This window comes from Candidatus Thiothrix putei (genome assembly GCA_029972225.1).
Taxonomy (GTDB): Bacteria; Pseudomonadota; Gammaproteobacteria; order Thiotrichales; family Thiotrichaceae; genus Thiothrix; species Thiothrix putei.
The window spans coordinates 3119683-3135601 of sequence record CP124756.1 but is presented as its reverse complement, the minus strand read 5'-3'; the positions used below and the strand labels follow the sequence as shown (position 1 = coordinate 3135601).

18 protein-coding genes are annotated in these 15919 nt (G+C 50.3%); 3 read left to right on the top strand and 15 right to left on the bottom strand.

Going from position 1 to position 15919, the window contains the following annotated elements:
• Position 1: 1 nt before the first annotated feature.
• The 4 genes from accB to QJT81_16065 all read right to left on the bottom strand — a co-directional run bounded on the left by accB (position 2) and on the right by QJT81_16065 (position 3535).
• Positions 2-469, bottom strand: a complete 468-nt coding sequence (accB, locus tag QJT81_16080) for an acetyl-CoA carboxylase biotin carboxyl carrier protein (GenBank protein ID WGZ96505.1) — start codon at positions 467-469, stop codon at positions 2-4.
• Positions 456-929 (bottom strand): type II 3-dehydroquinate dehydratase, encoded by a 474-nt coding sequence (aroQ, locus tag QJT81_16075; GenBank protein ID WGZ93313.1) that lies wholly within the window; start codon positions 927-929, stop codon positions 456-458. Before aroQ ends, accB begins: the two co-directional genes overlap by 14 nt.
• 109 nt (positions 930-1038) lie before the next feature.
• Positions 1039-2550: a DUF853 family protein gene (locus QJT81_16070; GenBank protein WGZ93312.1), complete on the bottom strand. Its 1512-nt coding sequence runs from the start codon at positions 2548-2550 to the stop codon at positions 1039-1041.
• A 64-nt stretch (positions 2551-2614) separates the two neighbouring features.
• Positions 2615-3535: a peptidoglycan-binding domain-containing protein gene (locus QJT81_16065; GenBank protein ID WGZ93311.1), complete on the bottom strand. Its 921-nt coding sequence runs from the start codon at positions 3533-3535 to the stop codon at positions 2615-2617.
• A gap of 118 nt (positions 3536-3653) precedes the next feature.
• Between QJT81_16065 and holA the strand changes: the two genes are divergently transcribed.
• Positions 3654-4682: a DNA polymerase III subunit delta gene (gene holA, locus QJT81_16060; GenBank protein WGZ93310.1), complete on the top strand. Its 1029-nt coding sequence runs from the start codon at positions 3654-3656 to the stop codon at positions 4680-4682.
• 10 nt (positions 4683-4692) lie between these two features.
• Here the strand turns inward: holA and QJT81_16055 are convergent, their stop codons facing one another.
• From QJT81_16055 to lptD, 4 genes are all read right to left on the bottom strand, one after another.
• Complete coding sequence (locus QJT81_16055) at positions 4693-5103, bottom strand: hypothetical protein (protein WGZ93309.1); 411 nt, start codon at positions 5101-5103, stop codon at positions 4693-4695.
• 223 nt (positions 5104-5326) lie between these two features.
• Positions 5327-6322: a 4-hydroxythreonine-4-phosphate dehydrogenase PdxA gene (gene pdxA, locus QJT81_16050; GenBank protein ID WGZ93308.1), complete on the bottom strand. Its 996-nt coding sequence runs from the start codon at positions 6320-6322 to the stop codon at positions 5327-5329.
• A gap of 9 nt (positions 6323-6331) precedes the next feature.
• Positions 6332-6937: a SurA N-terminal domain-containing protein gene (locus QJT81_16045; protein WGZ93307.1), complete on the bottom strand. Its 606-nt coding sequence runs from the start codon at positions 6935-6937 to the stop codon at positions 6332-6334.
• On the bottom strand, positions 6924-9110 hold the full coding sequence (gene lptD / locus QJT81_16040; protein WGZ93306.1) for an LPS assembly protein LptD: 2187 nt from the start codon (positions 9108-9110) through the stop codon (positions 6924-6926). Before lptD ends, QJT81_16045 begins: the two co-directional genes overlap by 14 nt.
• A 359-nt stretch (positions 9111-9469) precedes the next feature.
• Here lptD and QJT81_16035 point away from each other — a divergent pair, with 359 nt between their 5' ends.
• A complete protein-coding gene (locus QJT81_16035; protein ID WGZ93305.1) occupies positions 9470-9898 on the top strand; it encodes a DNA-binding protein in 429 nt (142 codons plus the stop codon).
• A 38-nt stretch (positions 9899-9936) separates the two neighbouring features.
• On the opposite strand, the gene dapE is transcribed toward QJT81_16035, so the two are convergent.
• From dapE to QJT81_16000, 7 genes are read right to left on the bottom strand one after another with little or no spacing between them, the layout of a single operon-like run.
• Positions 9937-11079, bottom strand: a complete 1143-nt coding sequence (gene dapE, locus QJT81_16030) for a succinyl-diaminopimelate desuccinylase (protein ID WGZ93304.1) — start codon at positions 11077-11079, stop codon at positions 9937-9939.
• 15 nt (positions 11080-11094) lie between these two features.
• The gene (locus QJT81_16025; protein ID WGZ93303.1) at positions 11095-11442 is read right to left on the bottom strand and encodes an ArsC family reductase; all 348 of its coding nucleotides are present in this window, start codon (positions 11440-11442) and stop codon (positions 11095-11097) included.
• The gene (locus QJT81_16020; protein ID WGZ93302.1) at positions 11439-11864 is read right to left on the bottom strand and encodes a S24 family peptidase; all 426 of its coding nucleotides are present in this window, start codon (positions 11862-11864) and stop codon (positions 11439-11441) included. The genes QJT81_16025 and QJT81_16020 overlap by 4 nt, the downstream gene beginning before the upstream one ends.
• A 3-nt stretch (positions 11865-11867) precedes the next feature.
• Entirely contained in the window at positions 11868-13307 is a 1440-nt protein-coding gene (cysG, locus tag QJT81_16015) for a siroheme synthase CysG (GenBank protein ID WGZ93301.1), read from the bottom strand.
• 19 nt (positions 13308-13326) lie between these two features.
• Positions 13327-13779 carry a hypothetical protein gene (locus QJT81_16010; GenBank protein WGZ93300.1) on the bottom strand — a complete coding sequence of 151 codons (453 nt, stop codon included), beginning with the start codon at positions 13777-13779 and terminating at the stop codon, positions 13327-13329.
• 7 nt (positions 13780-13786) lie between these two features.
• Positions 13787-14023, bottom strand: coding sequence for a hypothetical protein (locus QJT81_16005; protein ID WGZ93299.1), 237 nt, complete (start codon positions 14021-14023; stop codon positions 13787-13789).
• An 8-nt stretch (positions 14024-14031) separates the two neighbouring features.
• On the bottom strand, positions 14032-15153 hold the full coding sequence (locus QJT81_16000) for a hypothetical protein (protein WGZ93298.1): 1122 nt from the start codon (positions 15151-15153) through the stop codon (positions 14032-14034).
• A 143-nt stretch (positions 15154-15296) separates the two neighbouring features.
• Here QJT81_16000 and nadD point away from each other — a divergent pair, with 143 nt between their 5' ends.
• Complete coding sequence (gene nadD / locus QJT81_15995) at positions 15297-15917, top strand: nicotinate-nucleotide adenylyltransferase (protein WGZ93297.1); 621 nt, start codon at positions 15297-15299, stop codon at positions 15915-15917.
• Positions 15918-15919: the final 2 nt, after the last annotated feature.

The following is a 15919-nucleotide window of genomic DNA, read 5'->3' as shown; positions in this document are numbered from 1 at the left end:
ATTATTCAACGATGAACAGCGGCTGCCCGAATTCGACAGGTTGTTCATTCTCAACCAGAATGGCTTTGATGACACCAGATGCGTCGGATTGAATCTGGTTAAGCATTTTCATGGCTTCGATAATGCACAAAGTGTCACCGACTTTGACACTTTGCCCGACTTCGGCAAAGGCTTTAGCCGTTGGTGAAGAGGCACGGTAGAACGTACCCACCATCGGTGATTCGACAACATGGCCTGAAGGTGTTGAGGCAGCAACAGGCTCAGCCGCTGCCAGTGCAGGTGCAGCAACCGGTGCTGTCATCATCTGTGCTGGATGCGGTGCATAGTGTTGCAGTGGTGCACTGGCTAAGGTCATGCCAGAATTGACACGGCTGATGCGTACCGAGTCTTCGCCTTCTTTGATTTCGATTTCGGCGACATCGCTGCCTTCCAGCAAGCTGATTAGTTTTTGTATTTTACGAACGTCCATCATGGGTTAATGCTCTGTCGTGTTTGTTGAGTTTCTGTATAGCGGCATACAGTGCGAGTTCATAGCCCAATGTACCCAAACCTAAAATGACGCCTTCGGCTATATCAGACAGATAAGAGTGATGGCGAAAAGGTTCACGGCGATGCACATTGGATAAGTGTATTTCGATAAAGGGAATGGCAACACCCAGCAAGGCATCCCGTAGGGCTATGCTGGTATGGGTGTAAGCGCCGGGGTTGATTAGAATGAAATCAATCTGTTCATCCAATGCTTGGTGAATACGGTCAACCAAAGCCCCTTCAGCATTATGTTGGTAGCACAGCAAGGTTTGTTGTTGCTGATTAGCCAGTGCAGTTAGGCGTGCTTCAATATCGGGCAAGCTCATGCTGCCATAGTGTCCTGGTTCACGTTTGCCTAGCAGGTTTAAGTTTGGTCCATTGAGCAGAAGAATGCTTGCCATTGAAATCTGCCTTTGCTCTCAAATACCGTAAAAGTACGGCATTCTACACCGAAATGTGCCGATATGCAGCAATCCGGTGTGAAAATGCCAGCGTTTTACCTACGATTACTCAGCGCCCTTTAAACAAGGAGCCGAGTAGGCCGCGCACGATTTGCGTCCCTATGCGTCGCCCTGCACTGGAAGTAGCGGCTTTCACCGCATTTTTCACAAACGCTTCTCCAAGCCCGCCGAGTAAGCTTTCAGGTTCTGGGTTAGCACGTCGGCTGGAACTGCTAGTGCGGCGAGCGGCTTTTTGTGCGGCAGCTTCTGCTTCCATAGCCGCAGCTTCCTCAGCAGCGGTTTCCGCACGTTTTTGTAGCATCTCGTAAGCCGATTCGCGGTCAATTGTCGTATCGTAACGACCTGCAAAGGGGCTGGTGCGTAACAGTTCGGTGCGTTCAGCGTCAGTGAGTGGGCCAATACGTGATTGTGGGGGGCGAATTAAGGTGTGTTGTACAATAGTCGGCGTACCTTTGTCATCAAGTACCGATACTAACGCTTCACCCACGCCCATGTGCATGATGGTTTCAGCAGTATTGATCGTAGGGTTTTGCCGGAAGGTTTCAGCAGCGGTACGCACGGCTTTTTGATCACGCGGGGTAAAGGCGCGTAAGGCGTGTTGAATGCGGTTGCCGAGTTGCCCCAACACGGATTCGGGTACATCCAGCGGGGTTTGGGTGATGAAGTAAATGCCTACACCTTTGGAGCGAATCAATTTGACGACTTGTTCAACTTTTTCAACTAGGGCTTTAGGTGCGCCATTGAATAATAAGTGGGCTTCGTCAAAGAAAAAGACGAGGCGGGGTTTGTCGAGGTCGCCGACTTCAGGCAGATCTTCAAACAGTTCAGAGAGCAGCCACAGTAGGAAAGTAGAATACAGGCGCGGGGTATTGATCAGGCGGTCTGCGGCGAGAATGTTGACGTTACCGTAGCCACCTGTACCGGTGCGCATGAAGTCCCATAAATCCAGCGCTGGTTCACCGAAAAACTGGTCAGCACCTTGTTGTTCCAATACCAGTAATTGCCGCTGAATCGCACCGATAGAGGCGGAGCTGACATTGCCGTAAGCATTGCTAAATTCCTTGCTATTTTCACCCAAGTATTGAAGTATCGAGCGTAAGTCTTTGAGATCAAGCAATAACATGCCTTGATCATCCGCAAACTTGAAGGCAATATTCAACACGCCTTCCTGGGTATCATTCAGATCCAGCAGACGCGCCAGCAATAGTGGCCCCATGTCAGAAATGGTAGCACGCACTGGATGCCCACGTTCACCGGATAAGTCCCAGATAACCGTCGGGCAACCTTCAAACTGGAAATTGTCGATGCCGATCTTGGCAACCCGCTCGTCTACTTTAGGGTGAGGTTTGCCGGGGGTGCTGATACCGGTCAGATCACCTTTGATGTCCGCCATGAAGACAGGCACGCCAATTCGGGAGAATCCTTCCGCTAACACTTGCAGGGAAATGGTTTTACCCGTGCCGGTAGCACCCGCAATAAGACCGTGGCGGTTAGCAAAACGCGGATTCAGGAAAACCTGATGTTCGCCTTTGCCGATCAGGATTCCGCTCTGTTCTGACATGATGACTCCTTAATTCTAGTATTTTTAAATTCGCCACAGTTTAGCAGGAAACTCGCGCAAGTCTCTATTGAAGCTGTAATTTTTGCAGTGTCTCTAAGGTAATAGCACCGCTGGCAAGATTGTTATCTTCCTGAAAGCGAGTTAGTGCGGTACGAGTTTTTATGCCAAGTTCTCCATCGGGAGGGGCTGGGTAATACCCCCGTTGTTGCAGAGATACCTGTAAGCGTTGAATAGTTTCTGAGGAAACTTCTGACTCACAGAGTGCAGGCATAGTGACTAGGCGCTCTGGGTGCATAGTTTGCTGTATCGGAATGCTTTGTGTTTTGGCGGTTTGTTGGGATGTGGTGATTTTGGCAGGCTGTTCGACTCGCGCAATTTTTATGGTCGTGTAAACAGCAGGAATTTCCTCACGCACAATTTTTGCTGGTTCTAACAAGACTTTACGGGTGATGGTTTCGGTACGTGCAGGAATAACTTTTTTAACCGTGCGAGCAGGTGTATCAATGACCTCGCGGGTAACATTAGTGTATTCCGCAGGGACTTCTAGCAAGCAATTTTCTGGTAAATTACCTTGTTCAGCTAAGACGGCTGGGCAGGCAGGGTTCCAGCGCTTGGTGGCCTCTTTTACTTTGAGACGCTTGGTTTCAGTGCGGTAAGTGGCTGGCAGCGTTTCAATTTCGACCCGTTCACGTTCAACTTCAATAGTTTCGGTGATTTCACCGAATTTAGCGGGAATGATGGTGTATTCCACGTAAGCATCCGCTACTTTTACTTTGTTTTCCCCATAGCCCATTTGTATGGGTGTAGTGGCATAGCGGGTACTGGGTTCGTGAACGGTAACATTTTCACTACTAGGGCGAAATTGTGCCGGTGACAATACTTGTGACTGGCAAACAGCATCTGTTTGGGCGGCGGCTGTCTGCGTGATGACGCCCACTGACAAGGTCAATACCGCCAAAAAATGAGAACAATAAGTGATTTTCATGGGTTTAGTTTGTGTGTGAGCAAGCACTTGGGTTAATTTAAACGGCGATTCTAAACAAAAATCACCTAAAAAGCCTGATATGCTAGTATTTTGCTTTTGGCTCTACTGAATAATACCTATGCAAGTTCGCGCTGAACAGATTGAAGATCATCTTCGCCATACGCTCGCCCCCGTTTACTTGATTAGCGGGGATGAACCGCTGCAAGTGATGGAAACCGCTGATGCTATCCGTAAAGCGGCGGCAGGAAGAGGGTTTAGTGAACGTGATGTGCTGATGGTAGATGCGCAATTTGATTGGGGGGCGTTATACGATGCCGCAGGAGCGCTGTCATTGTTTGCGGATAAAAAATTGTTGGATGTGAGGATGTCTACCTGTAAAGCAGGGCAGTCAGGTACTAAAGCCTTACAGCATTACCTTGATTACCTGCCTGCTGACAAAGTATTGCTGCTTCAGACCGGGCGCTTAGATAAGGCGTGTAAAAGTACCGCATGGGTCAAAAAAGTTGAGCAATTGGGGGTGAGTGTGCAAGTGTGGGATTTATCCCCAGCACAAACCTTAGCGTGGATCGCCCGGCGTATGAAGCAGGCTGGATTGCAGCCCGATAATGAGGCAGTACGTTACCTGACCGAACGGGTAGAAGGTAATTTATTAGCAGCAGTGCAGGAAATTGGCAAGTTGGTGTTACTTTACGGTAGCCGCCCCATGACGGCTGCGAGCATCATGGCAGTCGTGGAAGACAACTCCCGGTTTAGCGTATTTGATCTTGCTGAGGCAATACTTTCCCAAGATGCCCGCCGCATTCGTCATATTATGTTGGTATTGCAGGAAGAGGACACAGCAACCCCGTTATTGGTTTGGGCGTTAGCCGATCTACTGCGCCAGCTTTATGCGGGGTGCGAAAACATCCGCAATAATGTCTCTAACCAAGCCTTGTTGCTGCGAATGCCTAAAGCTCGCCAAGGCTTATTTCAAACGGCATTGCGGCGCATGTTAGCCGCAGATTGGCAGCGTTTGTTTGCATTGGCTGCGCGACTAGACCAGCATAGCAAAGGGGTAGGGCAAGATGTATCGCGTCACCCGCAACGGCTGTGGGATGAAATGCTGGAATTCGCTTTATTGTTAGGGGGGCGGGAATTATCAGTCTGATACGGGGGTATCATTCCACGGTCACTCCGTGACTGGCATACCAACTCCGGTCAATTTCCCATTCAACGTCTTTGATTCCGGGTTGTGATTTGGCAATTTCCGCAGCTTTTTCCTGCACTTGTGCCAGTTCTTTTTGTGCAGCAATCATTGTTGGGCTATCAGGGTTGTTGGTATCCAGATGTGGTTTGACTATCTGTAAGAATTGCAATACTGAGACTTGTGGCGAGCGTGGGCTAGTCAGGGTAGCAACACCGTTTTCAATTTTGATGGTGCGGAACGTATAAGGGTAGGTTTGCAAAACTGTGTCGCTTTTCAGAGCAGCATTGAGATGGTTTAAAGCGGGGTCTTGCTTGAGAAACCAGAGTAAAACTAACCCACAGAGTAGGGCGATAACGATAACAAGTTGTTGTTTGTTAGACATTCAATAAAAACCTCTTGACAATTACCTTGCTTTGTTGTGATATGTGTATTAGTATTTAGTTATATTCTAATCATTAAAATATATGAATATTATTATGAACCAATATTCCTTCAATAGCGACTAACTAGTTACCTCGTCAGAATGATATAAGCAGCACTTTATTTCTTAAACAGGTGATGGTTATATCCTCCTAGCGGTTGGGCATCCTTCGGGATGCCCTTTTTTATGCCCGACTCATGCCTAACTGTACAGCAAGTTCAATAGCTTCACGTAAACTGCCCGTTTCAGCTTTGCCTGTGCCTGCCAAATCCAGTGCAGTACCATGATCGACAGAGGTGCGAATAATCGGCAATCCTAAGGTAATATTGATAGCTTTCCCAAAACCAGCGTATTTGAGCACCGGTAAGCCTTGATCGTGATACATAGCGAGTACGGCATCGGCTCCTTGTAAGTGCCGAGGGGTGAATAAGGTGTCAGCCGGTAATGGCCCGGTCAATTTCATGCCTTGTTGCTGCAAGCGTTGGATGGCAGGCGTGATCACTTCAATTTCTTCCATGCCTAAATGCCCGCCTTCACCCGCATGAGGGTTTAAGCCACAAACAAGAATATGTGGGTTGGCAATGCCGAATTGCGTTTGCAAATCGTGATGCAGGATAGTTAGTACTTCTTCCAGTAATGCTTGCGTAATCAAGAAACTCACCATGCTCAGCGGAACATGTGTCGTTGCCAAGGCTACCCGCAATGTGCCAGCGGTTAGCATCATGACCGGTAACGCAGCATCAGTCAGTTCCGCTAAGAACTCGGTATGTCCTGTAAAGGGGATTCCTGCATCATTAATCACACCTTTGTGTAAGGGAGCAGTGACCATTGCAGCAAACTCACCCGTCAGACAACCCGTAACCGCCCGTCGCAGGGTTTGCAGCACGTACTCTGCATTCGCAGGATTGAGAACACCAGTCGTGACAGGTGCTGCACAGGCAACAGGTAAAATGAAACACTCACCCGCTACGCAAGGGCGTTGTATTTCATCAGGTGCATAAGGGCGTAGACGTAGTTGAATTCCCAGTTGTTGAGCGCGTTCGCGTAATACCGCCGGGTCGGCAATGACAATTAAATCAGCCGTCCACTGCTGTTGTTGCAAGAGCGTCAGAATAATGTCAGGGCCGATGCCCGCCGGTTCACCAGCAGTGATCGCGATACGTAGCTTGTTGGTTGTCATCGTGTTTGCCTATTGTAGCGTCAGGCCACTACGTTCCACTGGAATGCGGTATTCCACGTAAGCTTCGTTGCGCAATTCTTGTAACCATGCCTGAAATTGCTCCTCTGCTTGCGTGCCAGCGGCTTCGGCGGACGTGGCTTGTACCCGACGTTCTACTTCACGTTTACGTAAAGCGTCTGCCATCAATTTGCGACGTGTTTGTTCCCGGAATTCTGCATAGTCGATGCCTTCTTGTTGCAGAGCTTGTTGAAAAGCGGGCAGACTCAGTTGGTTACGTTGGGCTATACCGGCAATGGTTTTGTTCAGGGTGACATCATCAATCTGGATACCAGCCGCATCGGCTTGCTGAAGTTGCAGTTTTTCAAGGATCAGGTTGTCGACTGCTTGTTTCAGGAGGACGGGTGCTGCAAGGCTTGCCGCCGCTTGACTGGAAGAGCGCAGGATTTGGGCGCGTTGCTGGGCTTCGCTCATCATGACGACATCACTGTTGACGACTGCCGCAATTTGGTCAAGTGGGGTTGCGGTGTTATCAGCTTGGACGGGGTGGACGGTGAGTAGCAAAGCCAAGGCCGTCGCGCTAAGTAAGGGGGAAAGCGTTAGTTTATTCATATCCATGCACACGATTTTGCAGCAGGTCACGAGTACCACTGCCGAAGTTGCCCAGTCCTTTCAGCTCAAATTCGACAAACACGGCATTGTCACGGGTAGTGTTGTCCGGGAGCAGGTAATTGCGGCTGGCGACGCGGGTTTTCCAGCAGCAACTTTCATATTCTGCACCGATTACGGTTTCGAGGTCACGATCATTTTGCAGGTCATGTTCCCATGCGCCGACAGCTTTCCAATTTTGGTTGACGGGTACTGCGAAAGATAGGTTGACGGACTCAAAATTGTCTTTACGTTGCGCATAACCGACGTTAAGTAGGCGTTTCTTATCATCTTTATAGTTAATACGCACTTCCCCGGCATTAACGGTGTTTTCCTTGCTATCCCAATAAGCAGTGGTATTTAGACGTGTGCGTGGGTTGATCTCTCCCGCCGCTTCCAAAATGAGTTCAGAACGATTGCCTTGTAGGGGGGCTTCGTCAGGGAGGGTGACTTTGCGCTCATCAAAATGGTACATCTGACCAATGCTAGCACGGAACAATTCGCGCCCATCTTCGGGTGATTGGATGCGGGTGGAAACGGATGCTGTAAGACGGTTGGCATCCCCGATGCGATCCTTACCTGTAAAGCGGTTTTCGGCAAACAATTGATTGTAGCTCAAACTGCGTGCCGAGGAGTCAAATACGGGGATATTGCTTTGATCACGATAGGGGGTGTAGGTGTAGAACAAACGTGGTTCCAGCGTTTGGATATAGCGCCCTTGCTTGATATTACGTTCAAAAAACAATCCAGTATCGAGACTGGCACTGGGCAACGAGCGGCTAATGTGCGTGTTGTCGGCATCATCAAGGTGGTATTCGGTATGTCGCAATGTCAGTGATGGTTTGATGTAGGCAGACTCGGTGACAAAGGGTTTGCTGGCACGTGTCACAAAATCCCAGCGTGTGCCATTGGTTTCGGTGGTGCTGCCGCTAAATTGGGTGTATTCGGTTTCTGCATCCAGATTTAAGCCGTTACCTTTACGGGGTGGGTGATAGCGTAGTAGCAATTGCGGTAGTTTTGCGTGAGGTGCGATGCCGCCATCCAGCACTTGATAATCTTGTAATAGGCTGGAAAATGACCAATTATCGCTGGCAGTTCGGTATTCTAGGCGTCGTTCTAGATTGACCACACTGGTGGCTTCTAGGGAGTTGCCCAGATCCACGAAATATTGGTCATCAGAAACCCCTTCTGCTTTTAATTGTAAACTAGAAGTTGCGCCTAGGCGGGCGTCGTTATGGACATTAAAGTAGTAACGATTGTTTTTGTCACTGGCGTTGTCATTAGGTAAAAGGACGTAATTGACTTCACCGTGATGTTTTTCTGTTAGATAACGTACTTCGGTTCCTAGTTGTAAACCACGCCTGCCTAATAGCGTAGGGGTTAGCGTCAGGTCGTAGTTAGGCGCAAGATTCCAATAGTAAGGTGCACTGAGTTGTAGCCCAGAACGTTCGTTGGTGCTAATGGTAGGCCAAAGAAAGCCAGATTTACGCGCATCGGTTAATGGGAAAGAGAAATACGGTAAGTATAAAACCGGTAAGTTTCTGATTTTTAGAGTGGCATTACGGGCTGTACCACGTTCCTGAGTATGATCCAGTTTGATCGTGCTGGCATTCAAGCTCCAATCTGCTTGGTTCACTGGACACGTTGTATAGGTGGAGTCGTCTAGCCGGGTTAGTTTGGGTGATTCTTGTACGACGCGCTTGCTGATGCCCTGACCATTAGCTTGTGGTAAATAGTATTCCGCCGCTAACATTTCACCTGTATTTTGGGGCAGGTTGTAGCGGAGTTCCCGACTACGGACTTGCATATTGTCACTGCTAAAACTGACGCCACCGGAACCCGTGATAATACCCGCTGGCTGTTCATAACTTGCTTGATCGGCTTGTAAGATTTTGTTTTCTTGAGAAATATGTACATTTCCGCTCATGGTGGAAATGCCTTGGCTGCGAAACAATGCAGAGTTCGCCTCAATGTAAACCGCTTGAGGAGGCAAATGCTTAGGGCGCTGAATTTCATGCGCAGCATCCGCTGTGGGTACAGGGCAAGCCATCCATCCTGTTTGCGCAAGTGCAATGGCAGGACTACTACACGCTACGCCTGTGAGTGTGCTAAGCAAGAAACGCTGGGGTAATTTGATTCTCATGCTTTCCATGCAGCATTTAAAGCGCCCTAACATCGCATACTCTGTCTCCAGACTCAATGAGAAATATTCTGTAGGGATATGCTTTTTAATTGAAACCGTAACAAAAAAAAGTGTAACCTATTCATACTTGCGACAGATCAATTTATAGCATTAGCAGCACCTGTTGCTGTTAATGTCATTAATAAAGAATTTGATTGGATAATTTTATTTATTTTTGAATAAGTTTCCAATATCATCTTGAAATGTTGAATATTTATTCAGATAATAATTCATCGACAGTCAGTATCAAGTAACAACTTATATGTTCTTGTGAGGGAGAAACAGTGAGAACTGCGGATTATATGAACGGAATGCCCAGCATGACGACGCTACCAAACAATAGCCAAGACAATGAAATAGGTCAGACATCCATGCAGACAGACGATTTGCCTAATAAACGTGGCAGAGGACGCCCAAAAGGCGCTACATCCAGTACGCTTGCTGAGGTGAGAACGCAAGCAGCGGAAGAAAAGCGCAAAATTCGGGACGAACTGACGCATAAAATTAATCAATTACGCAGCCAGCTTGAAGAGCTGGATATGAATTATAAAGAAGAGGTTCGTGAGTTGCGTGAAGCCTTACGTGCCAGTGAGCAGCGTGAAGCATTTTTTCGCACAGCTTTAGAAGATCGCTTACAGGTAGTGGCTGAACACATTCACAAAAGTCTAACGGAGTGGGCAACCGCAGAGTTAGAAGAAGGCCAGATCACCCAGCGGAAACGTGGGCGGCCTCGCAAAACCTTCAAATAATGTTGAAGTAAAAGCCTAGTTAAAGAGGGTGTCGGGGCTTATCCCGACACATCTTTCACAAGTAAATGCTCTAGAATTTTTTGGTAAATAATCGTTAATGCATCCAAATCGGCTACAGCAACGCATTCATTTACTTTGTGAATAGTTTTATTGACAGGCCCTAATTCCATTACCTGAGCACCGGTAGGTGCAATGAAACGTCCGTCAGATGTTCCACCTGCGGTCGATAACGCTGTGGTTTGCCCGCTCACGGCTTGAATCGCTGCGAGACTCGCATCAACCAAATCCCCGCGTGGCGTTAAGAAGGGGTTTCCTGATAGTGTCCACTTCAATTCATGCGTGAAACTATGACGCTTGAAAATTGCTTCCACTTGCTCGCGTAAACCTGCTTCGGTCTGTTCTGTTGAGAAACGGAAGTTGAACTCCACTGTCAGCGTTCCCGGAATCACATTATTCGCACCCGTCCCGCCCTTGATATTGGAAATCTGGAAGCTGGTCGGCGGGAAAAACTCGTTACCCTTATCCCATTCAATGCTCACCAGTTCCGCCAAAGCAGGTGCGGCACGGTGAATGGGGTTGTCTGCCAAATGCGGGTACGCCACATGCCCTTGCTGTCCGATCACGGTGAGTACGCCATTGAGTGAACCGCGCCGCCCGTTTTTCACCACGTCACCCACGCAGCAAGTACTCGATGGTTCGCCGACCAAGCACCAGTCGATTTTCTCGTTGCGCTGTTCCAGCACTTCCACGACCTTGACCGTGCCATTGATGGAAGGGCCTTCTTCGTCGCTGGTGATCAGGAATGCAATCGAACCTTGATGATTAGGGTTTTCGCGCACGAAGGTTTCGCAGGCAATTGTGAATGCGGCAATGCTGCCTTTCATATCCGCAGCGCCACGCCCGTACAACATCCCGTCACGAATTTCCGGCTGAAACGGGTGGCTATCCCACGCCTCTAACGGCCCGGTGGGAACAACATCGGTATGCCCTGCAAAGCAAAACACGGGAGAGGTCGTGCCACGGCGTAGCCAGATATTATCCACGTCACCAAAGCGCAGATGTTCAGCCACAAAGCCCAACGGCGCAAGGTGATCCGCCAGCAATTGCTGGCAACCTTCATCCAATGGCGTGACGGAGGGGCGTGAAATCAGGTCGATAGCAAGATCGAGAGTAGCGGACATCAAAGAATCTCTGTTTTAGTTTTGAAAAAGCTCGCGGTAAGTATCCGGCGAAAACCCCACCACGTGCCGCGTCCCCGTATCGAGTAACGGACGTTTAATGATCGACGGCAATTCTTCCATCACCACTAACGCAATCGCCTCATCCATGTTTTCGCGGGTTTCTTCCGGCAGTTTGCGCCAAGTTGTGCCTTTGCGGTTGACCAGCGTTTCCCAGCCGAATTCTGCTACCCATGCACGTAACCACACCGGATTCACGCCATCCTTACGAAAATCGTGGAAGGTGTATTCAATGCTGCGTTCACCCAGCCAAGCACGGGCTTTTTTCACGGTATCGCAATTGGGGATGCCGTACATAATCGTCATTTGTCGTACCACTTGTGGTAAGTGCGGCGTTTGCCATTGGGTGGTCGATAACTGCCTGCCGACCGTTGGGTAATCACGCCTTCGATGCGGTTCATGCCGCTGATTTCGATGGCTTCGTAGTCGTCGTTGAGGGCCACGAGGATGTATTTGCCTTCGACAATGCGCAATTGGCGGAAAATGTATTCGTCTTTGTCGTCAATCGCGAACACATACGCGCCATCCCGCACAATGCCGGTCGGGTCGATCACGATCACGCAACCTTTGGCGAATTCCGGCTCCATGCTGTCGTCGATGACTTGCATGGCATAGGGTTCGTTTTCGGAACAATTCCCCTCGGAACTCATATTGTGTTTGAAATCGGGTTGCGCGACGGCATTCAAGTTTTGCTTGAAGGTTTCAACGCTGATGCGGGTTTCGGACATGGTTTATACCTCCACAGGGGCGACAGGGTGATCGAGGCTGAATTCGCTGGCAATAACGTGGCGTTGCGGTTCGTACCAATGCAATTTGCTATGCAACTGCACCACTTCGCCAACGATGGTGAGGGTGGGGGCGCGAACCCCGCTGTCTTTCACCAATTGCGGCAAGGTAGCAATCGTGCCGATGTGGACGCGCTGGTTGCGGGTTGTGCCTTGCTCGACCAATGCCGCAGGCGTATCGCCGGAACGTCCGAAGGCTTGTAATTGTTGGCTGATCACTTCGATGCCGGTCAAACCCATGTAGAACACCACGGTTTGATTCGGTTGCGATAATTGCGCCCAATTCAGGTCGATGCTGCCGTCTTTTAAATGCCCGGTGGCAAAAGTGCAGGATTGCGCGTAATCGCGATGCGTGAGCGGAATCCCTGCGTAAGACGAGCAGCCGGAGGCGGCGGTAATGCCGGGAACAACTTGGAACGGTACACCGTTTTCTGCCAGCGTTTCGATTTCTTCGCCGCCGCGCCCGAAGATGAAGGGGTCGCCGCCTTTCAGACGCAACACGCGCTTGCCTTGCTTGGCTAGTTTTACCAGCAAGTCGTTGATTTGATCTTGTGGCACGGCATGGCTGGCTTTTTCTTTGCCGACGTAAATGCGTTCGGCGCGTTGGTTTGCCATGTCCAAAATCGACTTGGAGACGAGACGGTCGTAAACCATCACGTCGGCTTGTTGCATTAGGCGCAAGGCTTTGAAGGTCAGCAAATCGGGGTCGCCGGGGCCTGCACCGACCAAATACACTTCGCCCATCGTTTGCCCGTTGGGGTAGCTTGCCAGCATTTCATCCAGCAAACGCCGCGCATCCTCGACGTGACCTGCGTACACCAGTTCGGCAAACGGGCCTTTCAGGGCTTGTTCCCAGAAGGTTTTGCGCTGTGCTTCGGGCAGGTGTTTTTTCACAATGTCGCGGTATTCTTCGGTGATGCCAGCGAGTTCGCCGCATTGGGGCGGAATCATGGTTTCTAGCTTCATCCGCAATTGCCGCGCTAACACGGGGGACGCGCCGCCGGTAGAAATAGCAATAGTGACGGGGGAGCGGTCAACGACAGAGGGGATAATGAAATTGCCAACCGAGGCATCATCGACCACATTCACCAGCATATTTCGCGCATCGGCAAGGCTGGCAATGTGCGCATTGACGCTGGGATTATTAGTGGCAGCAATGACAAGGAATTGTCCCTCAATGTCGCCGTCGGCAAACGGACGTGCATGGTGCTGGACGTTTTGCCCGCCAATGATAATGCCCATTTCCGTGGTGATGTCAGGGGCAATTAACGTGACGACAGCGCCCGCTTTTAGCAGGCTATCGACTTTACGTTCGGCTACTTTGCCACCACCAACAACGAGGCACTGACGGTTATGCAGGTCGAGAAAGACGGGAAAACGATCCATTTATCACCTAAAAACTGGGTTATTTGCCACGTTTGGGGCGGCTTTCGTAGTGGACGACACCTTTGACGAGTTCGCCATACGGGAAATCGGCAATATTAACGTATTTTGACAGCGCGATGTTGACCAATTCGTAGATGTCTTGCGTGGTTTTTGCCGCTATTTGCTCAGGAAAAAGGTGCTGTTGCAGGGCTAAGGTGCCGCCTGCTTGCACTTTGAGTTCCTTATTGTGCGGCAATGGGCCATCAATCAGGGTTTCACGCAGGGCAAAGCGGGATTTTTCACGCAATGTGTCCAAAAAAACCGTGCAATTGGCGAGGCTGGCTTCCGATTTACAGCCGACGGCTTCGCGGGTTGCCAGCAGGAAACGCTCGTGGCGGCTGCAATCGCAACGGCGATTGTTTAACGCTTTCTCGAATACGCAGCGGTTGGCGTTAACTTCGCGGTAAACACTGCGGTATTGGTCTTCATCCATGCGCGGCTTACTTTTCCCATTCCATTAGGATGGGTTTTTCGCGGGTTTCGTGTAGGTTTTCTTCGGCTTCGAGTTGGCTGGCAGCGAAGACGATTTTGACGATGGCTTTGTCGCCGGGTTCTTGTTGTGCACGTAGGTTACGTGCCAGTTCACGAGCTGCGGGGTATGTTTCGCACGCTTCTTGCAAATCCAGATTTTTGATCATCGGGTTGGGTTGGGTGATTTTGAACACGTAGTAGGGCATGGGTGTACCTATTTGAGTAAAAGGGTGGTTTGCGCCAGCAAGGGTTTGATCAAGGGTTCGAGGCGTTTGCGCATCACTGAACCGACCGAATCGTTGCCGCCAAAATACGGAATGAGGGAATCTTCCCCCATTTGCGCCAATATTAACATAGCCTTAAATAGGGGCAATGTGTCGGGATTCAAGGTGTCGCGCACGGCTTTTGCGTCGGCTGGGCAATCATCAGCGGCGTGGCAGAATTGTTCAGCGCGTTGCAGGGCGGTATTCAGGTCGCGTACTCCGCGCGATTCCGGCAAGGGTAGCGGGAAGCGTTTGTCGATGGCGATGAATAAAGAGATGACGACTTCTTGATCGACCGGCTTTTCGAGTGCGAGTTGCAGGGCGCGTAGCCAGTTTTGTCCTGAACTATCAAGCGTTTGACTGAAGGCTTGAGCGTAGGGATTACCTGCTTCAAGTTGCATAGCTAGTTGTGCGGTAAGATCGGCATGGTGGCGATGCGGCTTGGCGGGCAAGGGGATGTACGTCGGGTCAGCGTGCAGGAAACCGATGTAGAACGGGTTTTTGCGTTTGGCGCGTTCCCAGAGTTTGGTGCGTTCGGCAGGGGTAATGAGTTCACCTTGCAGGCAGAGGCGCACGGTGTCTACTACGTCGAGTTGGGTTTCCTCGAAGGGCAGGAATTCGAGCAGGTAGGCGGTGAGTTCTTTGCCGAGTTCGCCTGCGACGACTTCGGGGTTTTCTAAGAGGCAGCGGGCGTTGGTGGCACTGGGGCTTGCCCACCATGCGCGTTTTGCAATGTCATGGGTCAGACCGGGAGTGTAGACCACGGCGGCGACGGCTTCGGGTTCGCCAAGGAGCAGCATTTGGTCGAGGTTATTGCGGGCGTGACCCATGCGCGTCCAGCGTTTCAGGAAAATGGGGTAGCCGCCGGGTGAGCCGGTGACTTTCATGGAGAGCAATTCGCGTACCCAGCGCAGGTATTGATCATCCCGCGCGGTGGGGTTGAGGCGCACTTTCGCTTCGCCCCGCTCAGTGAGGGCGTGGACGGTCATGGTGGACTCGTTGATGCGCACAGCTTGCAGCGGTTGGGCAAGCAGGACGTTGAGCCGCAGGTTGTCTTCGTTGGAAAGCTGCAAGGGGCGTGTACCTATTTCCCAGATAATGAGTCAAGATTATCGGGGTAGGGTGGTGCGATGCCAATAACCCTGTTGTGGTAGGTGCTAGGGCATGAGGTTACAATCATCTTGCTATTCTAATTGTTTCAATAAGGTATGTTCACATGATCGGTATTTTCGGCGGTACGTTCGACCCCATCCACCACGCGCATCTACGTACCGCATTGGAAGTGGCGGAATATTTTGGTATTTCCGACATGCGCCTAATCCCTGGCAACGTACCACCACACCGTCCTCAACCACTTGCCACTCCGGCACAGCGTTTGACTATGCTGCAAGCCGCTATTGCCTCCGAACCGCGTTTACAAGCCGATAGTCGCGAACTACGCCGTGATGGGTATTCCTACAGCTTCGACACCCTGCAAACTTTCCGAACGGAAGTTGGTCGCGAACGCCCACTCTTGTTCACCCTTGGCTTCGATGCTTTCCTGCATTTTCAGCGTTGGCACCGTTGGAATGAAATTTTAACTCTCACGCATCTGGTCGTGGTGCAGCGTCCAGCGTATAGTCTGCCCCCTAACGGTTGGTATGAACCTTACCTCAGTACAAACCCCGATGATTTACGCACCACACCCGCAGGCAGGATTTACCTATTACCCGTCACCGCACTGGATATTTCCGCTACACAGGTGCGCGGGCTATTGAAACAGGGTAAAACCCCCCGGTATTTGTTGCCAGACAGCGTTCTGGACTATATTCAACGACATCAACTTTACTGTGAATAATT